The following is a 21,886-nucleotide window of genomic DNA, read 5'->3' on the forward strand; positions in this document are numbered from 1 at the left end:
GGCGGTCAGACCGACGTCAGCACCCGACGGATCTGGTTCGGGACGTAGCCCGGTCGGCGCAGGTCCTCGGCGGTGAAGCGCAGCAGGACGATGCGGCCGTCGGCGACGATCAGGTTCTGGCGGAGGCGGTCTCGGTACAGGGCGGTCGGACTGGCGTGGACGTCGGCGCCGTCGATCTCGACGACCAGCCACCGCCCGTCCGGCAGCCGCCAGGCGAGATCCCCGCGCAGAAGCGAGCCGCCCGCGCGGATCTCGAGCTGGAGGGTCGTGGGCGGGATCCCCGCGTCGACGCACTGGAGCCGAGCCCACGTCTCCAGGAACGATTCCGCGCGGCCGTCCGACAGTGCGAGACAGGTCCGCAGACGGGCCGCACCTCGTCGTCCCGTCGCGAGCGTCGCGACGTCGTCGCTCGACGACAGCTGGCCGGTGGTCAGGGCTGCATCGACGACGGCGACGAGGTGCAACCGCCCGAGCTGCGGCGCGGCCTGCACGATGGCCGAGGGCACGGACGCTGCGAGGAGACCGCCCTCGACCTCGACCACCGGAAAGCGATCGTGCTGGGCGTGCGAGCCGTGGCGGCGGTGCTGCCCGTCGGCCCGGACCGCCCGTGCGTCGATCCGTGAGGGGAGGCCGTGGTTGCGGTGCAGGACGAGGGCGGCTGCACCCACGGCGACAGCGCCGTCGCCGCACCGCACGAGGGCGAGGTGCACGGCCCGCAGGCGCGCCTCCGCGATCGTCCGAGGCAGCAGCGGCTCGAGATCGATGACACCGGGAAGCGGTCGGGCCCAGACGCCGGCGTCGAGCCGACGGCGCCTCGCATCGACGAGCACACCGGCGGCGGTGCACTCCGCCGTCGTGACGTATCCGCTTCGGCGACGCGCGAGACGGACGAGCTGGGCGGGCGGTGGGGTGAGAGGGCGCATGGCGGGAGGCTGCCGTGCGGAGTCGTGACCCGCGACACCCGTCGGACCGAACAATGGTGTCGACCGCCGGTGGCTGGGCTGGGGACAGTCCGGCGCCGTCGAGAACGCCGGAAGTCGCGCCAACCGGTGGGTTGGCGCGACTTCGGACGTTCTCGGCGAAGGGGGAAGGCCGGGGACGGGCTAGCTCACCGGAGCCAGCGGTGCTTCTGAACGACCGGCTGGTTGCCCCACCACTTGCCCAGGCCCCAGGTGTCGCCCGCGAGGGTGACTGCCGCGATGAGGAGGAGGCACGCCTCGACCCAGTGCGAGTCCATGATCGGGTTGGTGGTGCCGTCCATCAGAACGGGCCACTCGGCGAGGTACATGAAGATCATCAGGATGGTGCCGGCGACGGCCGCGATCCGGAGGCCTGCCCCGGCGATCATCGCGACGCCGATGCCCAGCAGGCCGAGCATGAACAGGATGTCGCCGAACGGGTTCATGAAGATCTCGAAGATCCCCTTGAAGGGGGAGGTTCCTTCTTCACCGGTCACGCCACCCAGGAATCCCTGGGCGGGGGTGCCGCCGTTGATCCAGGCGCGCTCCGACGGTGTGGAGAATCCCAGGCCGAAGGTCTTGTCGAGGAACGGCCAGAGGAAGAAGAAGCCGATCACGATCCGGGAGAAGGCCAGCACCCGGCGAGCCAGGGGCTTGGTGACGACGTCCTCCTGCTTCTCAACGCGAGTGGCGGTGGCGGCCGAGCGTTGCGCGGTGGCGGTCATGATCTTCGATCCCTTCAAGGTCTGGATCACGGTGTGTGATCCGGTACCTCAAGAGTCCCGCGAAAGGGACCCCGAACACAGGGGGCTGAAGTCCCAGGTTCTCTCGCCGTCGAGGAACTGTTCAGGGTGCGTCACGGGCGCACGAGAAAGGTGAGGCGGTCGACGCCGTCGGGAATCTCCAGCGCCTCGATCCCGCCCGCCGCCTCGACCTCGGAGGGGGAGCGCGCGACGAAGACGCTCAGCTCGAAGCCGGCCCCGCCGTCGGGCCGCTGCGACGCGACCTCGCGCACGCGCTCCACCCGCTCGGCAAGCACGGCCCCGGTCGCGCCCGTGATGTTGGCGCCGTCGGCGATGCGCGCGGCGAGCTCGAGGGTCACGGCCGTCTGGGCGCCGACCACGATCGGCGGCCGAGGCCCGGTCACGATGCCGGTCAGGCCGTGCGTCGCGACCGAGCCGACGGCGTCGTCCCCGCGCCAGAACGCGTGCAGCGCCGCGACGTGCTCCTCCAGCAGCGCTCGACGGCGGGCGGCCGGCTCCGGCGTCCGGCCGAGGGCCACGTCCTCGCGCGCGAACGGCGAGCCGGGCCCGGCACCCGCGCCGATCCCGGCGACCACGCGGCCCGGAGCGAGCGAGGTCAGCGTGTCCAGCGCGAGCGCGAGCTGCGCGGGGTGGCGGTTGTGGATGTTGGCCACGAGCGTGCCGATCCGCAGGCGCGTCGTGCGGGCAGCGATGGCGCCGAGCACCGCGAACGGGTCGCGGGAGGCGCCGACGCCCGGCGCGCCCAGGGATGCGAGCGAACTGACGTGGTCGAACACCCACACGCCGTCGAAGCCCTCGTCCTCGGCGCGGACGGCGGCGTCGAGCAGCGCGCGGGCGTCGCCCCCGAACGGGGACAGGACGAGGTCGCGCCTGATGGCGGCACTCACGGGATCAGCACCACGCTGCCGACGGCGTGCCCGTCGCGCAGCATCGCGTGCGCCTGCTCGGCGTCGGCGAGCGGGAGGGTCGCGTGCACGAGCGGGCGGATGCGCCCGGCGGTGACGTGGGGGAGGAGGTGACGGGCGACGTCGGCCACCACCGCCGCCTTCTCGGCCGCCGGACGCGCGCGCAGCGTGGTGCCGTGGATGCTGGCGCGGCGCTGCATCAGGGCCAGGACGTCCAGCTCACCGCGCGCGCCCTGCTGCGTGCCGATGACGACGAGACGGCCGCCGGTCGCGAGCCGCCGGACGTTCTCGGTCAGCGCTCCGCCGCCGAGGACGTCGAGCACGACGTCGACGCCGCGCCCGTCGGTCGCGTCCAGCACGTCCTGGGTCACGCCGGCGGCGTCGCGCTCGCGGTGGTCGATGACGACGGCGGCGCCCAGCTCGCGCACGACGTCGAGCTTGGAGGTGCTCGCCGTCGCGATGACGCGGGCGCCGAGCGCTGCCGCGACCTGCACCGCGACGGACCCGACGCCGCCCGCGCCGCCGAGGATGAGGACCGTCTCGCCCGCGGTCAGGCCGCCGACCGGGTGGTCGCCGACGCCGACGAGGTTGGACCAGACCGTGGCGAGGGCCTCGGGGAGGGCGGCGGCCTGCGCGTCGGTGAGGTCGCCGTCGGGGCCGGGCGGGATCGGCAGCAGCTGGCCCGCGGGGACGAGGACGTGCGTGGCGTACCCGCCGCCGGCCAGGAGCGCGGCGACGCGATCGCCGTCGTGCCACCCGGTGACGCCCTCACCGACGGCCGCGACCGTGCCGGCGACCTCGAGCCCGGGGTGGGCGGGCGCGCCGGGCGGCGGCGGGTAGTGGCCGGCGACCTGCATGAGGTCGGCTCGGTTGACCCCCGCGGCGCCGACGGCGACCAGGACCTCGCCCGGTCCGGGCGACGGCGTGGGGACGGTGGCGGGGCGCAGGGCGCCGTCGCGGATCTCGAGGATCTCCATGCTCGCGAACGTATCAGCGGGGCCCGACAGGGCAGGTTTCCGAGGCAGGCGTAGCCTCGGGGCATGCCTCTTCACGCTGAGTACGCGCCGAGCACGTCCGACTGGGCCCGCGAGCAGGCCGAGCTGATCGAGAGCTCGGGCGGCACGGAGGGCACCGAGATGCGTGGGATGAAGGTGATCCTCCTGACGACGCTCGGGGCCAAGTCCGGCAAGCTGCGCAAGACGGTCCTGATGCGCGTGGAGCACGACGGCGCGTACGCCGTGGTCGCGTCGCTCGGCGGGGCGCCGCAGCACCCGCAGTGGTACTTCAACATCCTCGCGCAGCCGGTGGTCGAGCTGCAGGACGGGACCGACCGCCGCGACTACCTCGCGCGCGAGGTCACCGGTGAGGAGAAGGCGGCGTGGTGGGAGCGGTCAGTGGCCGCATACCCGGACTACGCCGACTACCAGGAGAAGACCGAGCGGGAGATCCCGGTCTTCGTGCTCGAGCCCACCGAGCCGACCGACGTGTACGCGGACGGTCACGACGGCGGAGCGTCGCATCAGGGCTGATCCCGGCTGGCACAATGGTCCGGGCTCCGGAGCCGCTGCGGCGGGCCGGTGCCGGGAGAGGTGACAGAGCGGCCGAATGTGACGGTCTTGAAAACCGTTGTTGTGCAAGCAACCAGGGGTTCGAATCCCCTCCTCTCCGCCGTACGGTCGGCAGCGGCCCGCGGGCTTCAGTCGAGGCTGCCCTGGTACTCCTCGAAGGAGAGGATCTGATCGGGAAAAGGGGCGTCGATCGTCACGGGCGCGTTGAAGTTGCGCATGCGGATGTCCGCGGACGTCGTGCCGATGGTGACCGCCGAGCGGATAGGTCGTCCCTCGGCGTCGAGGTAGATCTTGTACTTGATCTCCTCCGGCAAGATCGTTCCCGGTTCGACCTCGCCTGCAGGGAGCTTGGTGGGATCGACCATGACCGTGTACCTCTCAGCCGGGACGCCTTCTTCGTGCACCGTCCCCTCCAGCACCACGCTCGTGATCGCCTGCGAGAAGTTGCGCATGTCGCCGATGGGGTCGTACGGCTCGGTGAGGCCCGTCGCCTCGACCCATTTGTGCTGGCTCCGCTCGCCCATGTTCATGTAGAAGACGCCGTCGAGCGCGATGGCCTGGATTGTGACCTCCGACCCGTCGGGAGCAGGCATGGTGAGGGCCGCAGCGATCGGGCTCCGGGTGTAGTCGATGACGCCGGTGAAGATCGAGGGGTACCCGGAGTCCCAGAGCAGCATCTCGTACTCCGCCGTCTGCACGGTGGCGAGCCCCTGCTCGAACTGGGCGAAGAAGGCCTCGCTGTCGTCCTCGAACACCGGGGCCGGGTCGTCCTGCCCTGCGATGTCCTCGGACTCCTCTGCGGGGGACGTGCTGTCCTGCGTGTCGGGTTCAGCCTCGGTCGACGCCGGTGGGCTGACCTCGGAGGCCTCCGGTGCCGCGACGTCCTCGCCCCTGGTCCCGCAACCCGAGAACACGAGTGCGGCGGCGCAGACGCCCGCGAGGAGAGAAGGGGCAACGGGACGTCGCCGGTGCCGTGAGGTGGCCATGACGCCGAACCTCTCTCTGCTCGCCGCCTTGCGTCTCACGGTCGTACGACGATCTGGTCGCGCTCCACGGTGTTGCGACGTGGCCCGAGATCAGCGACCACCTTGGAACTCCTCGAACGAGATGATCTGGTCCGCCGGGGGAGCCTCGATCGTCACCGGCTCGTTGAAGTTCGTCAGGCGCGTGATGACCGACCCGCCCATGATCTCGATGTCCATGCCGGCGGGCCGGCCCTCGCCGTCGAGGTAGATCTCGTACGTGACCGTCTCGGGCAGCATCGTCCCGGGCTCGAGAGTTCCGGCCGGCATGAGCGACGGTTCCACCGTGACGGTGTAGTGCTCGGCCGGAACACCGTCGAGGTCGACCGGTCCGTTGTGCACCACCTCGGTGATGGCCTGCGAGAAGTCACGCATCTCGCCGATCGGGTCAGACGCCTCGGTGAAGCCGGTCGCCTCGACCCACATGTTCTGCGACATCTCGCCCATGTTCAGGTACATCACGCCGTCGACCATGACGGTCTCCATCGTGATCGCCGGGTCCTCCGGGCTGGGCATCGTCATCGTCATCGCGATGGGGTCGCGCAGGTAGTCCATGGTCCCGGACATCTCGGTGACGCTGCCGTTCGGGTCGTTCAGCACCATTGACATCACCGCGGTCTCGACGGCGTCGATCCCGCGAGTGAACTCCTCGATGAACTGGGCGGCGTCAGCGCTCGTATCGGCGCCGGTCATGGGCTCGTCGGTGACATTGCTTGCGTCGGACGTGTCGGCTCCGGTGCTCGAGTCCGACGGCGACTCCTGCGCCACATCGCTGGAGGACTCGGACGACGCCGGAGTTTCCTCGGCACCGCAGGCGGTGAGGCCGAGGAGGAGGGTGGACGTCGCGAGGACGACGGGCAGGACGCGACGCTGTGAGTGAGCCATGAGCGAGACAATAGTGGTCGCGCGGCGGCGATGAATGCGCTTCCAGGCAACATTTCGGACACGACTTACGTCTGGCGAGGCGGGGTGATCCTCAGGATGGGGGCAACGCCGCCGAGATGTCGCACGAAGTCACACAGCTCGGCAGCGGTGCAGCACCTCGGGATTCGCCGTGAATTCGGTCGCTACGGGGTCTTCTCGGTGGTCAGGTTCACCGGTCGATCCGTGACGGCGACGTCGATGGTGCTGCCGAGCGCGTAATCGAATGCGCCATTCTGGGTGGGGCCCTGCCAGGTGATCGTCCAGGCGCTGGTGGCCGTGAGCGTGTACGTCCCGGATGCCGTCCAGCAGTGGCCGCAGTCGGGATCGTCCTGGAGCGACATCGACGACGGTGCGCTGGCGACCTGGTCGCGGGTGCAGGTCAGTGTGGTGCCGTCGCCAGTGTCGTAGGTGACCGAGTCCAGGGTGGCATTCAGGGTGATGGTGAGACCGTCCTGCGTGACGGTGCTGGTGAGCGGACCGATCGCCGGGGCTCCGCCGGTGGCCCAGAAGTAGGCCGGGGCTCCGATGAGGACGTTGGGCTCGTTGAGATTCGGCTGCGGCGCCATGGCGATGGTGACGGGGTCGAGGTCGAGCTGGGCTAGAGCGCGGCGGGCTGCGGCTCCCTCGTCGATGACGACGACCGGGGCGGCGGGAGCCCAGTACTGCGTCTGCGTGGGGCAGTCGGGGATCGTGTCGCCGAAGTTCGTGACACACGGGTAGGGAGTGCAAATGACGATGACTCCCGCGGTCTGGCCCACCCAGATCGGGTTAGCAAAATCAGGTTGTGGAGCAGCAGGCTGGACGTAGCACGAGCCCTGCCAGGACCCGGCGGTACTGGCGCACGGGACCTCCTGGCTTCCGAAGCGGCAGACCTGCGGGCCCTCGGCAGGTTCTTCAATCGGCTGCGGAGAAACGCCGCCACCCCCGCCACCCCCGCTACCGCCCCCAATTAGGGAACAGCTCACTTCAATGGTGCCTCCCATCCCGTCGCTGATAGTGCAGGTCCCCGGAGGCGCACCGACCGCCGGCGCGGGAGCGGTTAGGACTGATGTGAGTGCCAGTAGCAGAGCTGCCGCGCCGCCGCGGATAGACCACCTCATGTGCAGGCGCGATCCGTCATCGACTCGAGTTCCGCGAAGGCCCAACGTCCGTCCTCTTGACGCTGCAGTATGGCTGCCCAGGTGAATCGATCAAGGTTCGACGGTGGTATCACTGCCCCATCGCGGTCGTAGGTCGTGGTCTCCGTGTAGTCGCCGCAGTATTCGAGGTGGACTCTCTCGTATCCGGGCTGGTCAGGATTGGCGGTGTACTCGAGCACGGCGAAGCCAGAAATCTTCGTGGCACCATCACTACGTCTGCCCTGGTCGGCTGCGGCTTGGAAAGCGACGCTGTTCAAGTTCGCGACATCTGGCGAGGCCCAATACCCGATCAACTTGTCGGTCCAGGTGCTGTAACCGCCCCGCGCCACCTCGTCCACAGCCGCGTAGTAGTCGACCACCGTCTGCTTCGCCGCCGCGATGTTCTCCTCCTCGGGAGTCAGCGTCGGCGTCTCGGTCGGGCTAGGGCTCGGCGTCTCGGTGGTCGTCCCTGTCGACGGGTCCTCGACGATCCGCGTCGTCGTCTCCTCGGGCGCCGGTTCCGGATCCGGGGAGCACGCCGCCAACCCGAGCCCCAGCGCGACCACCGCGACCGCGGCGCAGGCACGCGCCGCCGTCGTCCGCTGATCCTGCGCCCGACCCACCATCGCCCCCGACCCCTCTGTCGACCCCGATGCGAGCCGACACTAGGGCACCCCGATCCGCACGGCTAGGCGCGACAGCAGATCTGTGGAGAACGGCCCCGACCTCGCCACGGTCGGGGGTTGTTTGCCGGATGGACACATGGGTGCCTTACGGTTGTCGAAACGCTTCCCAGCCCCGAAAGAGGCCCCTCACGTGAGTGTCGTCGCCGAGCACGCCATCGTCTCCATCCAGGTCGCCGACTTCGCGATGGCGGATCCCGGCGGGAAGGCGACGATCGTCGGATCGGGCATCTCCGTGCTGACCCACACGTCGGGCAAGGAGTCCACGACGCGCTTCAGCGTCGTCGTCGAGATCGAGGTCCCCTACGACCTCCTCCCGCAGGACTTCCCGATCGAGATCGCCCTCGTCGACAACGCGGGCGGCCTCGTGGCCCCCGGCGGCGGCCAGCCGCTCCGCATCGCGCAGCTCGCGAGCGTCGAGCGCCCGCAGCGCACCGCCGGCCTCGCCTATCCGCGCGAGGCCCTCCGCGGCCGCACCCGCATGGTCGTCGACTTCGCGCAGGGCCTCCCGATCCCCGCCGAGGCCGCCTACGCCTGGCGCGTGATGGTCGACGGCGACGAGACCCGCGCCTGGACCTACCCCTTCGCCGTCGCCACCTCGGGCGCTGCTTCGGGCGGCGGCCCCGTCATCGGCTGACCCCGCACTAGCCCCACGACGACAACGTCACAGGTCGCGGTATCCATTTGGATACCGCGACCTCTGGTGTTCTCGGGGTGGTCAGCGACGCCGCAGTCCCGGGCTGAGCGCCGCGGCCAGCAGGGCGAGCCCCGCCAGCACCGCGGTCGCCGCGGGCGCGACGGCCGACGCCGTCGTCAGCGCCACCACAACGCCCACCACGGCCAACCCGATCAGCACCAGCCCCAGCCGGGCGAACACCGGCACCGCGAACGCCCGCGCGAACGGCAGGAAGTGCGCCCCGACGCACAGGACCACCCACACCACGACGAGCTCCGCGCGCCCGCTCGCATCCAGCACGCGCGCCCCGGCGATGATCGCCAGCACCATCACGGTCACGCTGATCCCGTACGTCCGGATCTGACGCCGCGACGGCGGATCCTCGGCCACCGTCCCGCCCCGCCTCAGCACCACGAGGATCACGACGGCGACGAACGCCGCCACCCCGAGCACCCGCGCGGCCCACGCCACGCCTCCCGGCAGCCCGCCGGCGTTGACCAGCACGAACAGCAGACCGCCCACCGCCCCGATCAGGGACCCCACCCGCTCGCTGCGCCTCATCGCCCGATCGTGGCACGGGTGCCCGCGAATCGCCGGCCGCGGCACCGAGAAAGCCCCAGGGGTCGTTATCGCGGTGATAGTGACCCCTGAGGCTTGCTCGGCGGAGGTAGTCAGGGGCGGGCGCCCCCGCCCGCCGGCGGCTGGCCGCCACCGCCGGGGCCGCCTCCCATGCCGCCGCCGCCCCCGCCGCCCATCCCACCGGCCGCAGCTTCACCGGCCGTCACGGTGACGGACGTGCCGCCGTCGACCGTCACGGTGTAGCTCTCACCGGACGTCACCGCCGAGGACGAGTACACGACCGACGCCGTCTGCTTCGTCGCGGTGAACGTCGCCACCTCCTCACCCGAGGCGGACGTCACCACCACGCTCGAGCCCGCCGCCGCGCTCACCGACGCCGAGATCCACCCCTGAGCTGAGGAGGACGGCGACATCGCCATCCCCGCCGACCCCAGCGCCACGACGGTGCCGCCCGAGACGTCGAACGCGCCGTCGACGTCGAGCGCCCCGTTGCCGTCGTTCGTCGGCCCGTTCACGACCACGTCGCCGCCCGTCACGGTGAAGGCGCCGTTCGCGTCGATCCCGTCGCCGTCGGAGTTCACGAGCACCGATCCGGCGGACACCAAGATCCACGGCTCGGCCACGACGTCGGACGCCGCGTTGATCCCGTCGTCGGACGAGGTCACGTCAACCGCAGCCCCGGCCAGCGTCACGGTCGCGCCCTCGATCCCCTCGGTCGACTCCGTGACCGTCACCGTGCCGCCGCCGAGCACGACCTCGGCCTCGCCCTTCACGCCGTCGTCGACGGCGGAGACCGTCACCTCACCGCCGCCCACGAGCGTGTCGGTCTGGGCCACGACGCCGTCGTCGCCCGCCGTCACGTCGACCGTGCCGTCGAGGACAGCGATGTAGCCGGCCGTGCCGTCCTCGGTGTCGTCGGACTTGAGCCCGTCGCCACCGGAGGTCATCGTCAGCGTTCCGCCGAGGACCACGAGGTAGTCCTTGCCGCGCACGCTGTCGTCGACCGCGGTCACGGTGATGTTGCCGCCCGCGATGACGAGGCCGTCCTTGGACGTGATGCCGTCGTAGGAGCTGCTCGTGACGGTGAGCGCGCCGGTGCCGGCGATCGTCAGGTCGGCGGTGGAGAAGAGGGCGGCGTTGGGCTCGTCCGTGCCGTCGGCGTAGACGTAGGTCTCGGCGTCGGTCAGCGCGTTCGTCGAACCGTCGGCCAGCACGACGACGACGCTCCCCGCGTCCGTCACCTGCAGCGGCGAGGTGGTGGAGGAGGTGAGGGTCGCGCCGTCGAGCACGATCCGGACCACGCCGTCGTCGGCCGAATCGACCACGATCGCGCCGTCGGTCAGCTCGCCCGAGACCACATAGGTCCCGGAGGCGGTGATGGTGACGGTGCCGCCGTCGACCGTGACGCCCTCGCCGTCCACGGAGGCCGTGTCGCCCTCGAGCGTGATGGCGACGGCGGAGGCCGCGTCGTAGGACGCGTCACCCTCCTCGTAGGCCAGGTTGGCGGCCAGGGCGTCGTCCACGCTCGTGCTGCCGGTCGTGGCGGTGGCGGCCGCGGTGGCCGTGTCCGTCGTCGCCTCCCCGGAGTCCGCGGATGACGACGAGGACGACGACGCCGAAGCCTCGTCCGTCCCGGTCGCCGTCGCGCTGTCGGTGCTGCACGCGACGAGGGCGCCGAGGCCGAGCCCGGCGGCGAGCAGCCCGGCGGTGGTCCTGCGCAGGGCGGTGGGACGGAAGCGGCGGGGCGTGGTGGAGGGACGCATAGGAGAACTCCTTCAGAGGGTGGTGGTCGAGGGGGTGGTGGTCGCGGCGAGGCCCTGGAGGTCGCGCACGACGCGGTGCCAGCGGTTGTGGTGCAGCGGCTCGTCGCTGGTGAGCGCGAGCCCGCAGGTGTACTTGGACAGGCGGGTGGGGCGGACGCCGTCGCGCCACAGGAGGCGGTCGAGCTCGCACGGACGGCCGGTCGTCTTGGTCTCGACGATCGCGTGGCCCGGGAGGGTGAGGGTCCGGCCGGTCAGGGTGGAGCGCCACGTGAGGGCGGTGTCGACCGTGACCCGGCTGCCGCTGGCGGGCAGGTAGTAGGTGGTGCGGTCGTAGGTGACCTCGAGGACCGGGGTGAGCGGGCCGATCTCGTGCCCGGTGCGCAGCCGCACGGTGGTGGGGGCGAAGCGCTGGTGCTCCCCGCGCGAGGCGAGGCTGAGGTCGAGCCGGTCCTTGACCGTCTCGCCGCGGGCCGAGCGCGTCTTGACCTCGAGGAAGGTCAGACCGGAGTCGAGGTAGCTGCGGTTGCGGACCTTGAACCGGCTGGCCCGCGCGTGGGCCGCGAGGCGGTAGGCGGTGAGGTCGGCCGTGTCGAGGTAGGTGGAGCTGTAGGCGTGGGTGGTGAGGCCGCCGATGGTCAGGAGGCGCAGGTCGGGGTCGGCGTGGTCGACGAGGTCGAGCCGCGACGTCGGGATCAGGTACTTGCGGTCGGTCCGCGTCAGGAGCGGCGCGGTGGCCACGAGCTCCTCCAGAGTGATCGCCCTCGCGTGCGGGGCGACGGCGGTGGTCGCGCTCATCGCGTCGCCGCCGAGGTCGCGGGGTCGAGGGACGACGCCGGAGCCCGGGTGGGGGAGTCCAGCGCATCGAGGGCGGTGGCGCGGGGCGCCGTGGCCGGCGTCGGCGTCGGCGTCCCGTGGGCGCTCGCGGCCAGGATGCTCGCGCGGGGGAAGCGGCCGGAGCCGGGGCGGAGGCGGTAGCGCACGTCGACCCAGGTGGAGTCGTTGACGAGGTCGAGGCGCTGGACGTGGACGGCGCGGACGTCGGCGCCCAGCATCGCCTCGAGGTGGTCCCGGAGCTCGTTCTCGTCGCTGATGGCGCGGTCGAGCACGATGGTCTGGCTGCGCGAGGAGGGCAGGAGGCGCGGGTGGTCGGCGACGTAGATGACGCCGACGACGAGCGCCATCCCCGCGGCGGCGAGCCAGACCGGGCTGGGGGCGAGGCCGCCGAGGAGGCCGATCGCGAGCGACGCGAAGTAGTAGGCGACCTCGCGCTGGCTCAGCTCGTCCGAGCGCAGGCGGATGATCGAGAGGACACCAAGGAGCCCGAGCCCGAGGCCCGCGCCGACGGCGGAGCTTGCCAGCGTGGCCGACACCGTGAAGACCCCGATGTTGATGCCGAGGTAGGCGACCACGAGATCGCGACGGTGGTGGCGCGGGTGGTACAGGCCGAACACGAGAACGGCGATGGCGGCGAGGTCGGCTGCCAGCAGGGTGAGGGTGGTGCTGATCGTCATGGGGGCTCCTTCGGTGAGGAGTCCCATTCAGGTGGGGCGCGCTGTGTGGTTGCTGTGCGGCGGCACAGGGGTGGCTGCGAGATGGGGGTGGGACGACGGCGGGTGGCTGGGCCCGCTGTGGGGGGCTGGAGGTTGCGTGTGCGGACCGGTGCGATAGGCGGCGTGCTCGCTTTGGTGGGACGGGGTCCGGCAGGGTAGCCTCGTTCGAGCTGATCGGCCCCGGCTGCGTCCCGCCAGACGCGCCGGAGCCGTTCGGTCTTGGAGACGTCGCATAGCCAGGTCTAGTGCGCGGCCCTGCTAAGGCCGTGAAGGGGCAACTCTTCCGTGGGTTCAAATCCCACCGTCTCCGCAATAGTGGTTCGGCACGATCAGACCTAGTAGATCAATCTGACAAACCGCCACCTTGCAAAAGCACTCGAGCCAGGAGACCGGTGGATAGCAGTTTCACTTTCGTCGATCTCTTCGCAGGCGTGGGCGGGTTTCACGCTGCGTTATCCGGGCTGGGTGGACGATGTGTGTATGTCGCTGAAAAGGACCGTCACGCGAGAGACGTCTACACAAAGGCGTGGATACCTGAGGGCGACCTAGGTGTACATGTTACCGAGGACATCAACGACGACGTTCCACTTGACGCGGGCCACTCGATCCAAGATCTGCTCGAGCGGGCTAACGCTGGAAAGATCGCACTTGCGAATATCCCAGAAGACTTTGACGTCCTGACTGCGGGCTTCCCTTGCCAGGCCTTCAGCAAGTCGGGCAAGCAAGAAGGAATTCTGGACGCGGTCAGAGGAACGCTCTTCCACAATATTCTCGTGATCGTCGCGATGAGGCGGCCCAAAATCGTCTTCCTCGAGAATGTCAAGAATCTGGTCGGCCCTCTGCATCGCGAGACGACCTTCGCAACAATCGTAAGATCCTTGTCCGATCTCGGGTACGCCGTCAATCCGGAGCCCACAATTTTCTCGCCACACCAAATCCCGCCGGAGCAGGGTGGGGGACCGCAAAATCGCGAGCGCGTCTACATCCTTGCAGTTCGACGGGACCTGACGCCCACGACATCCCCGTTCGATCGACCCAAGAACTCCACGTGGTCACCCGAAACCTGGGCGATCGCTACCACGCCCCTTGTTGATCTAGACGGAATCCCAGCCGTTGTGACTCGCGAATGGATCGACTCCATTCGACCAAACGACGAGACTCTCGCAGAGTCGGCCGAAAATCTTGTAGCACGCTATCTGGGCTCGCAAACTGAGTATCGCTTATCCGGGAGCGACACGTGGTTCGATGCGTATCAGCTTCTAATCGCGAACGTCGTATCGACTCGCAAGAGGTCTATCCGAGGGGCATGGTTCCCAGGGCACCCAATTTGGTTCGACGTGGCGGACAAGAAGTGGCTCGCTCGAGAAAGAGCGGACGCTGCAAAGCACCGACATGGTGGCGAGCACGTTCGAGAGTGGAAGGATCAGTTCCTCGACCGATCGTTGGCTTTCGTCGAAAACTATGCCGCCCAACTTGTAGGACCGGAGAGCGGTGACACGCTCAGAACAATCCTGAACCTACCCAACAATGCTTGGCGTAAACTCGAGTGGCAGGCGAAGGACGCGCGCTCGTTAGACGCTTGTCTCATACAGCTTCGCCCGTCCGGCGTGCGCGTCAAGAAGGCGAACTATGCGCCGGCATTAGTCGCCATCAATCAAGCCCCCATCCTTGGAAGCGAACGCCGTCGGATTACGCCGTACGAAGCGGGGCGTCTGCAAGGCTTCCCTGATCGCGTTTACGAGGCAATGCTGAAGACCGGCCAGCCAACCGGACAGTCGTACAAGCAGTTCGGTAACGCGGTGCATGTTGGAACCGTGCGATTCGCCTTCGTCCATTTTGTCTGTCATCACTTTGAAGACACCCAGGCGGATAGACTGGGCGGTCTCGGACGCCTGATTGAACGGTGCAAAGAGATCCGATCTAGGTGGGAGGGAGTTGCCGCGCCACCAGCAAGGTCGACCGAGATCAGCGCGCACGCCGCGCTTGCAGAACGGGAGTAGAGCAGCGCCGCCCGTAGAGGCGACGATGTAGGTGGCTGCACCATCGGCGCTGAGGGAGCCGACGAGATGACACACCGACTGAGGTGCACGCCGGCCGCGCGACGATGCACTTCAGTGAGTAGTCTGTGCAGGTAGGGCTCAGCGAGGAGTCACGGCACCACTACCACATGCGAGGGTCGTTGAAATACGAAGAGGCGCCTCCGGGCCCCGAACTTATGGAGTCGATGCGTGCCGTCGGCTATGACCTCGAGACCGCGGTCGCAGACATCGTCGACAACTCAATCGCAGCTCGTGCGACAGCGGTCAATATCGCTTTCAGCTCTGCCGGGAACCGCTGGATCTCCATCACCGATGATGGAGTGGGCATGGCGTACGCGGAACTTCGCGAATCGATGCGGCTGGCTACGAAGAGCCCGACCACGGATCGGTCGGGATCGGACCTAGGTCGGTTTGGCCTCGGGCTGAAGACGGCCTCGCTCTCCCAGTGCCGACGCTTGACGGTGATCTCTCGCCGCGATGCGAAAGTGTCAGCCATGCGCTGGGACCTCGACCATCTTGCGAGCACACGAAGCTGGGAACTTCTATCGTTGGACGAACAGGAAGTGGCCAGAACTACAGAGGTCGCTCCCCTTCAATCCGACGGAACTGTCGTCCTCTGGCAGAACACGGATCTGCTTGATTCGACAGAGGGTCCCACACAGGCTTCGCTAGACGCGGCAATCAGGCGGGTAGAACAGCATCTCTCCCTTGTCTTCCACCGATTTATAGACGGTGAGGGCGGGCCAGCGGTCAGAATCTCGATCAATGGCCGTCCAATCCGAGCTACAGATCCTTTCATGAAACACAGCCGGGCGACTCAGAGTTCACCCAAGGAGACCATCAGGATCGAAGGTGAAGTCGTCACTGTCCAGGCCTACACGCTCCCGCACGTATCGAAAGTCTCGGCGAAAGACCGAGCAACTGCTCACGTCTACCGGGATCTGAAGGATAGTCAGGGATTCTACGTTTACCGCGCTCGCCGCCTTATCGTTTGGGGAACTTGGTTTAGACTGGCGGCGAGAACTGAGATGGGTAAACTCGCTCGCGTTCAGGTTGATGTTCCAAACACCCTCGATCATCTATGGACGCTTGATATCAAGAAGTCTAGGTCGACCCCGCCCCCAGTGATTAGAGATCGTCTCCGTAAACTTCAAGACCGGATTGTTCAGCCGAGTCGCCGGACCCAGGCCTATCGTGGCAGGAGCGAGCGCTCAAACGAAGTTCCCGTATGGACGGTTCTTTCCGACAGGGACGGCTTCAGATATGAAGTTAACCGGTCTCACCCGCAGGTCGAGGCGATTGAGCACGACACAACGCTCGAAGGAGTTGAGCAGATCCTGCGGCTCGTAGAGGACAACTTTCCTATCCACGATGTTCATCTTCGTTTAACCAATGACGAGATTCCCACAAGCCGGGACGAGGCGTCGGACGTTGTCGCGGTCGACAACCTGTCGGCCGTTTGGGCGGCCTACAGCGCGAGAGGATCAACGATCGAAGATTTGATCGCCGTCATGCAGGTCGTCGAGCCGTACAGTCGGATCCCAAATCTGAGTGACCTTATGAAGGAGCGTCTCCAATGAATTCTGACTCTCAGGAGCGCGTGACGCGACTCGTCACAGTATCGACGGCTCACTTTGCTGGCAGGGAGATCGAGGAGGACAGTCTCGACCAGACGCTAGCACTGTTCGGACAGTTGTACACATGTTCGCCTGAGGAGATTCAGCAGGCTAAACAACTACTCATGGACAGGCTATCCGTCAAGATGGACGCCGGCGTGGCCGTAGTAGCGCCTGCTTTCAGGCCTTGGCTACAAGAAGCCATGGCTGGGACCACGCTCGAGCGGTGGCTGGCGTACAAGCAGATGCTTTCTCAGGAGGGCCTGCCGACGAACGTCCTGCGAACTATGGACAAACAGACGGACAGGATCGTTGAACTACTCGGGGACCCTCGAGCAATTGGTAACTGGCAGCGCCGTGGACTGATCATCGGTGACGTGCAGTCTGGAAAAACTGCGACCTATCTCGGAATCCTAAACAAGGCCGCCGACCTTGGTTACAAGTTGATCATTGTTCTAGCCGGTAACACTGAGTCCTTGCGTCGACAGACGCAGCTTCGGGTTGACGAGGGGTTCATCGGGCGAGATTCGCGCGTCACTGGGGCTCGCCTGACATCTGCCGCAAAGACGTCGTACGTCGGAATCGGTACCATCGATAAGTCGATCGCAACTGCTACGGGGTTGACGACGCAACTACGTGATTTTGGCAAGAAGAATCAGCAGGTCTTGAACCTGCAAGTCGGTGCGAGCACGGTAAATCCTCACATTCTTGTCGTCAAGAAGAACAAGGCGGTTCTTAACGCTGTTCAGGATTGGCTCCGCTCTCAAGCCGCAACGGGCAAGTCCCTCGATCTGCCGCTGCTGCTTCTGGACGATGAATCAGATTACGCGTCGGTCAACACGAGCGGCGAGGATGACCCGACTGCCATTAACAAGGCAATCAGGTCAATCCTCGAACGATCCAGCCGAGCTTCGTATCTAGCTTTTACCGCGACGCCATTCGCTAATATCTTCATCGATGAGTCCGTCGAGGACGACCTCTTTCCGCGCGATTACATCTACGCGCTGGAGGCCCCCTCCAACTACGTTGGGCCCGAGAGTACCTTCGGCGGGGGTTCCCTCAGTGAACCGCTTGACCCAGTAGGGGCTGCAGCCACGTTCCCCTTCGGCCACAAGTCTCAACTTCAAGTCGATAACCTTCCGGAATCGCTCCACGACGCCACACGTTCGTTCCTTATCGCCTGCGCTATCCGCGACATTCGCGGCGATCGAGGGCCGCGCTCGATGCTTGTAAACGTTAGCCGATTCGTAAACGTCCAGCAACAGGTGCATCGGCTTTTGCAGTCCTACTTTGCGGATCTCTTAAACGCGATCGAATTCCACTCAGAATCGTTTGCTCACGGCTCATTCAACGAACTGTTGAGTCTTGTCAGATCGACCTTCGAACAGCATTACGCCTGGGTTGGAGAACCCTGGGAAGACGTGCTCTCGGCACTGTCTGGTGCCGCAAGAGACGTTTCAGTGACTCTGCATAATTCGAAAGTAGATCGCGCTATCAGTGAGGGAGATCCTTGGGAAATGCCTCGCAGCGTGATCGCTGTGGGCGGAGATGTCTTGAGTCGGGGGCTCACGCTTTCCGGTCTGACGGTTAGCTATTTCTACCGAAAGGCTGCGGCTGCCGACACGCTCATGCAGATGGCGCGGTGGTTCGGATACCGCGACGGGTATCACGATCTCTGTAGGCTCTGGATCGATCCGGTAGTAGCGGCGGACTTTATGCATGTAGACAGTTCGATTCGTGAATTGAGGGCTGAACTTCGGGTTATGCACGCACTCAACTTGACGCCCCGAGATTTCGGAATCGCGGTCAGGGACCATCCTGACGCGCTACTGATCACAGCTCGAAACAAGATGAAGGCAACGAGTACCGAGACCAAGACCGTATCGTTGGTTGGGCGGTCGCTGGAGTCCGTCAAGTTGAGTTCCGACCTGTCGAGTCAGCAGGCAAACATCGATCTTCTCGACACGCTGGTCGCGGAAACCGGTGTGGGAATCCTCGATGAGAACGCGAATCGACACCTTGGCGTCGTCGGAGCCGGGGTGGTGGGCGAGTTCGTCGAAAAGTTCCAGACCCATGGCTCTGAGATAAGTCTGAGTTCTTCACTTGCTGCTCACGTCCGCGCTCAATCGGATCCTGCGATGCGCCAGTGGGACGTAGTCGTCATGTCAGGCAAGGGCGCGGAGATCGAAATCGGTCAAGCCAGTTTGAAGATGACAAGGCGCAAAGTTGTCACAGACGACACGGGCCTCCTTCGGGTATCTGACAAGGGCCGCATCGCCAGCAACTTGGATGTTGCGCGAACTTTGTTAACGCCCGACCAGCGCCATCAGTTTGCGTTGGCGAATCCGGATGTCGACCCGTCTAGGGTGCCTGAGAGTCGGTATTTCGGCCTACTTCGTCGGCCTGCGATCATGATTTATCCCATCGAACCAACGTTTCCCTCTACCCCCGGACCATCTGTACTCGCCCCGCTTGTATCGTACAAACTCGTATTCCCCGGAGATTCTACGAAGGGGAACCATAGTGCAAACTCGGTCCGCTACGTTTTAAACACCGTGGCTATCAAGGCCCAGGTCTTTCTGCAAGAGTTGATACTGACTGACGATGACGACAGCATCGGAGTGGACGATGAGGTCTGATTTTGTACTCCGCTGGGCGGAAATGCGCGGGCGCAGTGAGGTGGGGTACCGAGAGCTCGACCCGCATCACCCATTTCGGCGGTTCTTTGGGATGACGTCGGACGGCCGTATATCTATTGCCTTTTTGAGTCGGCGACGTCCTCCGGAACTCGAGCTCTCGGATCTAGTCGAAGTGCGTTCCGGGTTCCGTCAAAAGGACGAAACGTGGCTACTTGAGTTGGTTCTACTGAATGAGGGGTCGATCTCAGTATTTTCGCGACTGGCTGTGGATCTATTTGCCCGAACAGAGGATGCTCCGGACGATTCAATGGGATTCTCTCGCCTGGTGGAGGCCGTGGCAGATTGGCGCCGCTTGCTATCTGTTCCGCAGAAGGTTCGGCTTGGTGAGCAGGCATACCGTGGCCTTTGCGCGGAGTTGCACTTTCTCTACTTTGGCGCGTACTCCAGGACTGGGTTGATGCGGACAGCTGTCGACAGTTGGGTAGGTCCGCTCGGGGCACCTCAAGACTTCGAGTTCAACGATGGAAATGTTGAGGTCAAGTCCGTGCGGCCGCTGGGAGCCGCAATCACAATCAGTTCAGCGGCGCAACTTTCGACGGAGTGGTCCGAGTTGTTGCTTGTAGTTCATCGTGTCGAAGGCCCGCTCGAGTATTCTGCCGAAGGTATTTCCGCCGCAACTTTAGTTGAGTCTGTTCGTTCGGTGTTGATGTCCGAGGGGGGCGGTGCGGAAAACCTTCTCTCTCGCCTGGACCGCCTTGGCGTCGATATTTCAGATAAGTACTACACCAGTCCTGTGAGGTTCTTGAGCGAGACGGTTTACCGAGTGGACGAAGATTTCCCCCGAATCACGGTGGCCGATGTTCCGGCTGGGGTTGAGAGGGTCTCGTACCAGTTGAACTTATCTTCAATTGCGTCTTATATTGTGGCGAGTTCGGAGGGTTCGAAAGCATGAGTGTGGACGAGTATCGCCGTGAGTTGCTCGATGATGCCGCTGCCTTAGCAGAAGCTGAGGGCGAGTACTTCAAGGCCGCGCTCATGCAAATCCTCGCGGGGCAACTCTCTGAGGCCGGAGAATTTGTGGACCCGCGGGTGGTTAACTTTGTCGCGAGCGACGCCGGCGGTCGCGAGGTGGCGGTTGACGCCTTCGATCTTGGGGACGACGACGACTCGGTAGCGCTAGCGATCCTGGTGACGACTGAGGAACTGGGGTCGGGCACCATGGCGACGGCTGCTGCTCGTTACGCCTTTCGAAGCCTCGAAGCATTCCTCAGGGATTCAGTCAGTGGCGTGTTCGAGAAGGATCGCGAGCCGAGCGAGATGGCGTTTCAGTTTAGTCGGGAGGTGCGAGAGCGTGCAGGGCGAACTACGAGATACCGGTTGTATCTTTTTACGGACGCGACACTCGGCTCGCGCGTTCGGAGTTTCGATTCGTCCGAACTGAACGGAATCCCGCTGGACTATCATGTTTGGGACGCAAGCCGGCTAAATGATCTGGCGGAGTCGAAACTCGATCATGAGGCGTTGGAGATTGATCTTGCGCAACACATCCAAGGTGGTCTTCGCGTACTGGCGGTCGGAGACCCCGGACAGGAAATAAGTACCTTCCTGGCCGCGGTTCCGGGCGCTCTTCTGGCGGATCTGTACGGTCAATATGGTAGTCGCTTACTGGAGGGTAATGTCCGGTCGTACCTAAGTGGTGTCGGTAAGACGAACAAGGGTATCCGAGAGACAGCTACAGTCTCACCTCAGTTTTTCCTCCCGTATAACAATGGCATCTCGGCGACGGCGGCCTCCGTTACCCTCGACGAGGCCACGGGTAATCTTGTCCGCCTCATCGATCTGCAGATCGTCAACGGTGGTCAGACCACAGCCACTTTGTTCTACACGAGGCGTGACTCGAAGGTCCCCGTTGACCTCGGCGACGTCTTCGTGCAGATGAAGTTGATTGTTGTGCCGCCTCAGGTGGCGCTTGAGATGGTTCCGAAGATCTCGCGTTTCGCGAACACGCAGAATAGGGTGAGCGAGGCCGATTTCTTCGCGAATCACCCTTACCACGTTCGTCTTGAGGAGATGTCGCGTCGCGTCTCCGCCCCGGCATCGGCGGGCTCAACCGTGCAGACTCGTTGGTTCTATGAGAGGGCGCGGGGTCAATACAAGAGCGAGCGTGGGATGAAGATGGGTGTCGAGCAAAGGGCTTTCGATTCGAAGTTCCCTCGTCGGCAAATACTTACCAAAACTGATGTTGCGCGCTACGAGATGTCGTGGCGGATGCATCCCCATCTTGTGAGTAAGGGTGCTCAGATTAATTTTGCTGAGTTTGCGAGAGTGGTCGACAGCGAGTGGGTCCGTGATTCCGATGCCTTCAACGAGGCCTATTTTCGCGACGTGGTGGCGCGGTCTATCCTCTATAATCAGATTAGAGCTAGGGTTGCCCGGTCGAGTTGGTACGAAAGTGGTTACTTGGCGAATATCACGACCTATGCAATGGCGAAGCTCGTACGCGAGGTGAATCGGCACAGTCCTGGAAATGTCGTCGATCTAGGCCAGATATGGCGGTCGCAGGCAGTCTCGAGTGTGGTCCTAGACGAGGCCGAGCGTTTGGCTGAGTGCGCGCTGTCCCACTTGACGTCGGCTACGCGTATTGTGACAAATGTGACCGAATGGGCGAAGCGTCCTGCCTGTTGGCAGTCGTTCGAAGCTGTTCCCGTTGATCTCAGTACGGAGTTTCTCGGATCCTTGGTCGCCACGGAGTCGCTGCGCGATCAGAGGTCGGCGGCCAAATCGGCGAGGAAGATAGACAACACGATTGACATTCAGGCTCGCGCGCTAAAGGTGCCCGCGGAGTCCTGGGCTAGCCTGCGCGACTTCGGTGTGAAATACAGTGTTTCAACTGAGAAAGATCGTAGCATTCTCGCTATCGTTTTGCGGGGCGGTCTTCCGTCAGTGGCGCAGGCTAAGGTGCTTTTCGCGCTGGTGGAACGTGCGAGGAGGATTGGCTTCACTGAGATTGAGGATCGTTGAGTTTTGGGGATATAGTATTTCTTCGATTTCCCTCGATTTGTCCTACTTGGTCTTGGACGG

At 65.2% G+C, this 21,886-nt stretch carries 19 protein-coding genes and 2 tRNA genes; 9 read left to right on the plus strand and 12 right to left on the minus strand.

The window, feature by feature from the left end; translation table 11 throughout:
* Positions 1 to 5: 5 nt before the first annotated feature.
* The 4 genes from SERN_RS06820 to SERN_RS06835 form a co-directional block, all read right to left on the minus strand.
* Positions 6 to 923, minus strand: coding sequence for a PDDEXK family nuclease (locus tag SERN_RS06820; protein WP_135849362.1), 918 nt, complete (start codon positions 921 to 923; stop codon positions 6 to 8).
* 185 nt (positions 924 to 1,108) lie between these two features.
* Positions 1,109 to 1,684 (minus strand): DoxX family protein, encoded by a 576-nt coding sequence (locus tag SERN_RS06825; protein WP_135849363.1) that lies wholly within the window; start codon positions 1,682 to 1,684, stop codon positions 1,109 to 1,111.
* A gap of 131 nt (positions 1,685 to 1,815) precedes the next feature.
* Positions 1,816 to 2,610 (minus strand): LLM class flavin-dependent oxidoreductase, encoded by a 795-nt coding sequence (locus tag SERN_RS06830; protein ID WP_135849364.1) that lies wholly within the window; start codon positions 2,608 to 2,610, stop codon positions 1,816 to 1,818.
* Positions 2,607 to 3,605 (minus strand): NAD(P)H-quinone oxidoreductase, encoded by a 999-nt coding sequence (locus SERN_RS06835; RefSeq protein WP_135849365.1) that lies wholly within the window; start codon positions 3,603 to 3,605, stop codon positions 2,607 to 2,609. Before SERN_RS06835 ends, SERN_RS06830 begins: the two co-directional genes overlap by 4 nt.
* Positions 3,606 to 3,668: 63 nt before the next feature.
* On the opposite strand from SERN_RS06835, the gene SERN_RS06840 reads away from it, so the two are divergent.
* Positions 3,669 to 4,157 carry a nitroreductase family deazaflavin-dependent oxidoreductase gene (locus SERN_RS06840; protein ID WP_135849366.1) on the plus strand — a complete coding sequence of 163 codons (489 nt, stop codon included), beginning with the start codon at positions 3,669 to 3,671 and terminating at the stop codon, positions 4,155 to 4,157.
* Between the two features lie 54 nt (positions 4,158 to 4,211).
* Positions 4,212 to 4,296 (plus strand) — tRNA-Ser (locus SERN_RS06845).
* Positions 4,297 to 4,324: 28 nt separating this feature from the next.
* Here the strand turns inward: SERN_RS06845 and SERN_RS06850 are convergent.
* From SERN_RS06850 to SERN_RS06865, 4 genes are all read right to left on the minus strand, one after another.
* Complete coding sequence (locus SERN_RS06850; protein WP_135849367.1) at positions 4,325 to 5,182, minus strand: hypothetical protein; 858 nt, start codon at positions 5,180 to 5,182, stop codon at positions 4,325 to 4,327.
* Between the two features lie 90 nt (positions 5,183 to 5,272).
* Complete coding sequence (locus tag SERN_RS06855; RefSeq protein WP_135849368.1) at positions 5,273 to 6,103, minus strand: hypothetical protein; 831 nt, start codon at positions 6,101 to 6,103, stop codon at positions 5,273 to 5,275.
* A 182-nt stretch (positions 6,104 to 6,285) separates the two neighbouring features.
* Positions 6,286 to 7,125, minus strand: a complete 840-nt coding sequence (locus SERN_RS06860) for a hypothetical protein (RefSeq protein WP_135849369.1) — start codon at positions 7,123 to 7,125, stop codon at positions 6,286 to 6,288.
* Positions 7,126 to 7,238: 113 nt separating this feature from the next.
* Entirely contained in the window at positions 7,239 to 7,883 is a 645-nt protein-coding gene (locus SERN_RS06865) for a hypothetical protein (RefSeq protein ID WP_135849370.1), read from the minus strand.
* Positions 7,884 to 8,076: 193 nt separating this feature from the next.
* Here SERN_RS06865 and SERN_RS06870 point away from each other — a divergent pair, with 193 nt between their 5' ends.
* Positions 8,077 to 8,580 carry a hypothetical protein gene (locus SERN_RS06870; RefSeq protein ID WP_135849371.1) on the plus strand — a complete coding sequence of 168 codons (504 nt, stop codon included), beginning with the start codon at positions 8,077 to 8,079 and terminating at the stop codon, positions 8,578 to 8,580.
* A gap of 81 nt (positions 8,581 to 8,661) precedes the next feature.
* On the opposite strand, the gene SERN_RS06875 is transcribed toward SERN_RS06870, so the two are convergent.
* From SERN_RS06875 to SERN_RS06890, 4 genes are all read right to left on the minus strand, one after another.
* The gene (locus SERN_RS06875; RefSeq protein WP_135849372.1) at positions 8,662 to 9,180 is read right to left on the minus strand and encodes a hypothetical protein; all 519 of its coding nucleotides are present in this window, start codon (positions 9,178 to 9,180) and stop codon (positions 8,662 to 8,664) included.
* 110 nt (positions 9,181 to 9,290) lie between these two features.
* Entirely contained in the window at positions 9,291 to 10,961 is a 1,671-nt protein-coding gene (locus tag SERN_RS15965; RefSeq protein WP_135849373.1) for a carbohydrate-binding domain-containing protein, read from the minus strand.
* Between the two features lie 12 nt (positions 10,962 to 10,973).
* Entirely contained in the window at positions 10,974 to 11,756 is a 783-nt protein-coding gene (locus tag SERN_RS06885; RefSeq protein WP_135849374.1) for a polyphosphate polymerase domain-containing protein, read from the minus strand.
* Positions 11,753 to 12,472 (minus strand): DUF4956 domain-containing protein, encoded by a 720-nt coding sequence (locus SERN_RS06890; protein ID WP_135849375.1) that lies wholly within the window; start codon positions 12,470 to 12,472, stop codon positions 11,753 to 11,755. Before SERN_RS06890 ends, SERN_RS06885 begins: the two co-directional genes overlap by 4 nt.
* A gap of 260 nt (positions 12,473 to 12,732) precedes the next feature.
* Between SERN_RS06890 and SERN_RS06895 the strand changes: the two genes are divergently transcribed.
* From SERN_RS06895 to SERN_RS06920, 6 genes are all read left to right on the plus strand, one after another.
* Positions 12,733 to 12,821 (plus strand) — tRNA-Ser (locus SERN_RS06895).
* Between the two features lie 82 nt (positions 12,822 to 12,903).
* Complete coding sequence (gene dcm / locus SERN_RS06900) at positions 12,904 to 14,511, plus strand: DNA (cytosine-5-)-methyltransferase (protein WP_158292594.1); 1,608 nt, start codon at positions 12,904 to 12,906, stop codon at positions 14,509 to 14,511.
* A 125-nt stretch (positions 14,512 to 14,636) separates the two neighbouring features.
* Positions 14,637 to 16,130, plus strand: coding sequence for an ATP-binding protein (locus SERN_RS06905; protein WP_135849377.1), 1,494 nt, complete (start codon positions 14,637 to 14,639; stop codon positions 16,128 to 16,130).
* Entirely contained in the window at positions 16,127 to 18,805 is a 2,679-nt protein-coding gene (locus tag SERN_RS06910) for a Z1 domain-containing protein (protein WP_135849378.1), read from the plus strand. The genes SERN_RS06905 and SERN_RS06910 overlap by 4 nt, the downstream gene beginning before the upstream one ends.
* Positions 18,771 to 19,757, plus strand: a complete 987-nt coding sequence (locus SERN_RS06915; RefSeq protein ID WP_135849379.1) for a PD-(D/E)XK motif protein — start codon at positions 18,771 to 18,773, stop codon at positions 19,755 to 19,757. The genes SERN_RS06910 and SERN_RS06915 overlap by 35 nt, the downstream gene beginning before the upstream one ends.
* Positions 19,754 to 21,826: an AIPR family protein gene (locus tag SERN_RS06920; protein WP_135849380.1), complete on the plus strand. Its 2,073-nt coding sequence runs from the start codon at positions 19,754 to 19,756 to the stop codon at positions 21,824 to 21,826. Before SERN_RS06915 ends, SERN_RS06920 begins: the two co-directional genes overlap by 4 nt.
* Positions 21,827 to 21,886 lie beyond the last annotated feature (60 nt).

Source organism: Serinibacter arcticus, assembly GCF_004786095.1.
Lineage (GTDB): Bacteria > Actinomycetota > Actinomycetes > Actinomycetales > Beutenbergiaceae > Litorihabitans > Litorihabitans arcticus.

Excerpts from the sequence above, each read along its gene's own strand:
- SERN_RS06835 (WP_135849365.1), bottom strand. The coding sequence starts at position 3,605 with ATGGAGATCCTCGAGATCCGCGACGGCGCCCTGCGCCCCGCCACCGTC.
- SERN_RS06890 (WP_135849375.1), bottom strand. The coding sequence starts at position 12,472 with ATGACGATCAGCACCACCCTCACCCTGCTGGCAGCCGACCTCGCCGCC.
- SERN_RS06910 (WP_135849378.1), top strand. The coding sequence starts at position 16,127 with ATGAATTCTGACTCTCAGGAGCGCGTGACGCGACTCGTCACAGTATCG.
- SERN_RS06920 (WP_135849380.1), top strand. The coding sequence starts at position 19,754 with ATGAGTGTGGACGAGTATCGCCGTGAGTTGCTCGATGATGCCGCTGCC.
- SERN_RS06820 (WP_135849362.1), bottom strand. The coding sequence starts at position 923 with ATGCGCCCTCTCACCCCACCGCCCGCCCAGCTCGTCCGTCTCGCGCGT.
- SERN_RS06860 (WP_135849369.1), bottom strand. The coding sequence starts at position 7,125 with ATGGGAGGCACCATTGAAGTGAGCTGTTCCCTAATTGGGGGCGGTAGC.
- SERN_RS06915 (WP_135849379.1), top strand. The coding sequence starts at position 18,771 with ATGACGACAGCATCGGAGTGGACGATGAGGTCTGATTTTGTACTCCGC.
- SERN_RS15965 (WP_135849373.1), bottom strand. The coding sequence starts at position 10,961 with ATGCGTCCCTCCACCACGCCCCGCCGCTTCCGTCCCACCGCCCTGCGC.
- SERN_RS06885 (WP_135849374.1), bottom strand. The coding sequence starts at position 11,756 with ATGAGCGCGACCACCGCCGTCGCCCCGCACGCGAGGGCGATCACTCTG.
- SERN_RS06855 (WP_135849368.1), bottom strand. The coding sequence starts at position 6,103 with ATGGCTCACTCACAGCGTCGCGTCCTGCCCGTCGTCCTCGCGACGTCC.
- SERN_RS06875 (WP_135849372.1), bottom strand. The coding sequence starts at position 9,180 with ATGAGGCGCAGCGAGCGGGTGGGGTCCCTGATCGGGGCGGTGGGCGGT.
- SERN_RS06850 (WP_135849367.1), bottom strand. The coding sequence starts at position 5,182 with ATGGCCACCTCACGGCACCGGCGACGTCCCGTTGCCCCTTCTCTCCTC.
- SERN_RS06840 (WP_135849366.1), top strand. The coding sequence starts at position 3,669 with ATGCCTCTTCACGCTGAGTACGCGCCGAGCACGTCCGACTGGGCCCGC.
- SERN_RS06825 (WP_135849363.1), bottom strand. The coding sequence starts at position 1,684 with ATGACCGCCACCGCGCAACGCTCGGCCGCCACCGCCACTCGCGTTGAG.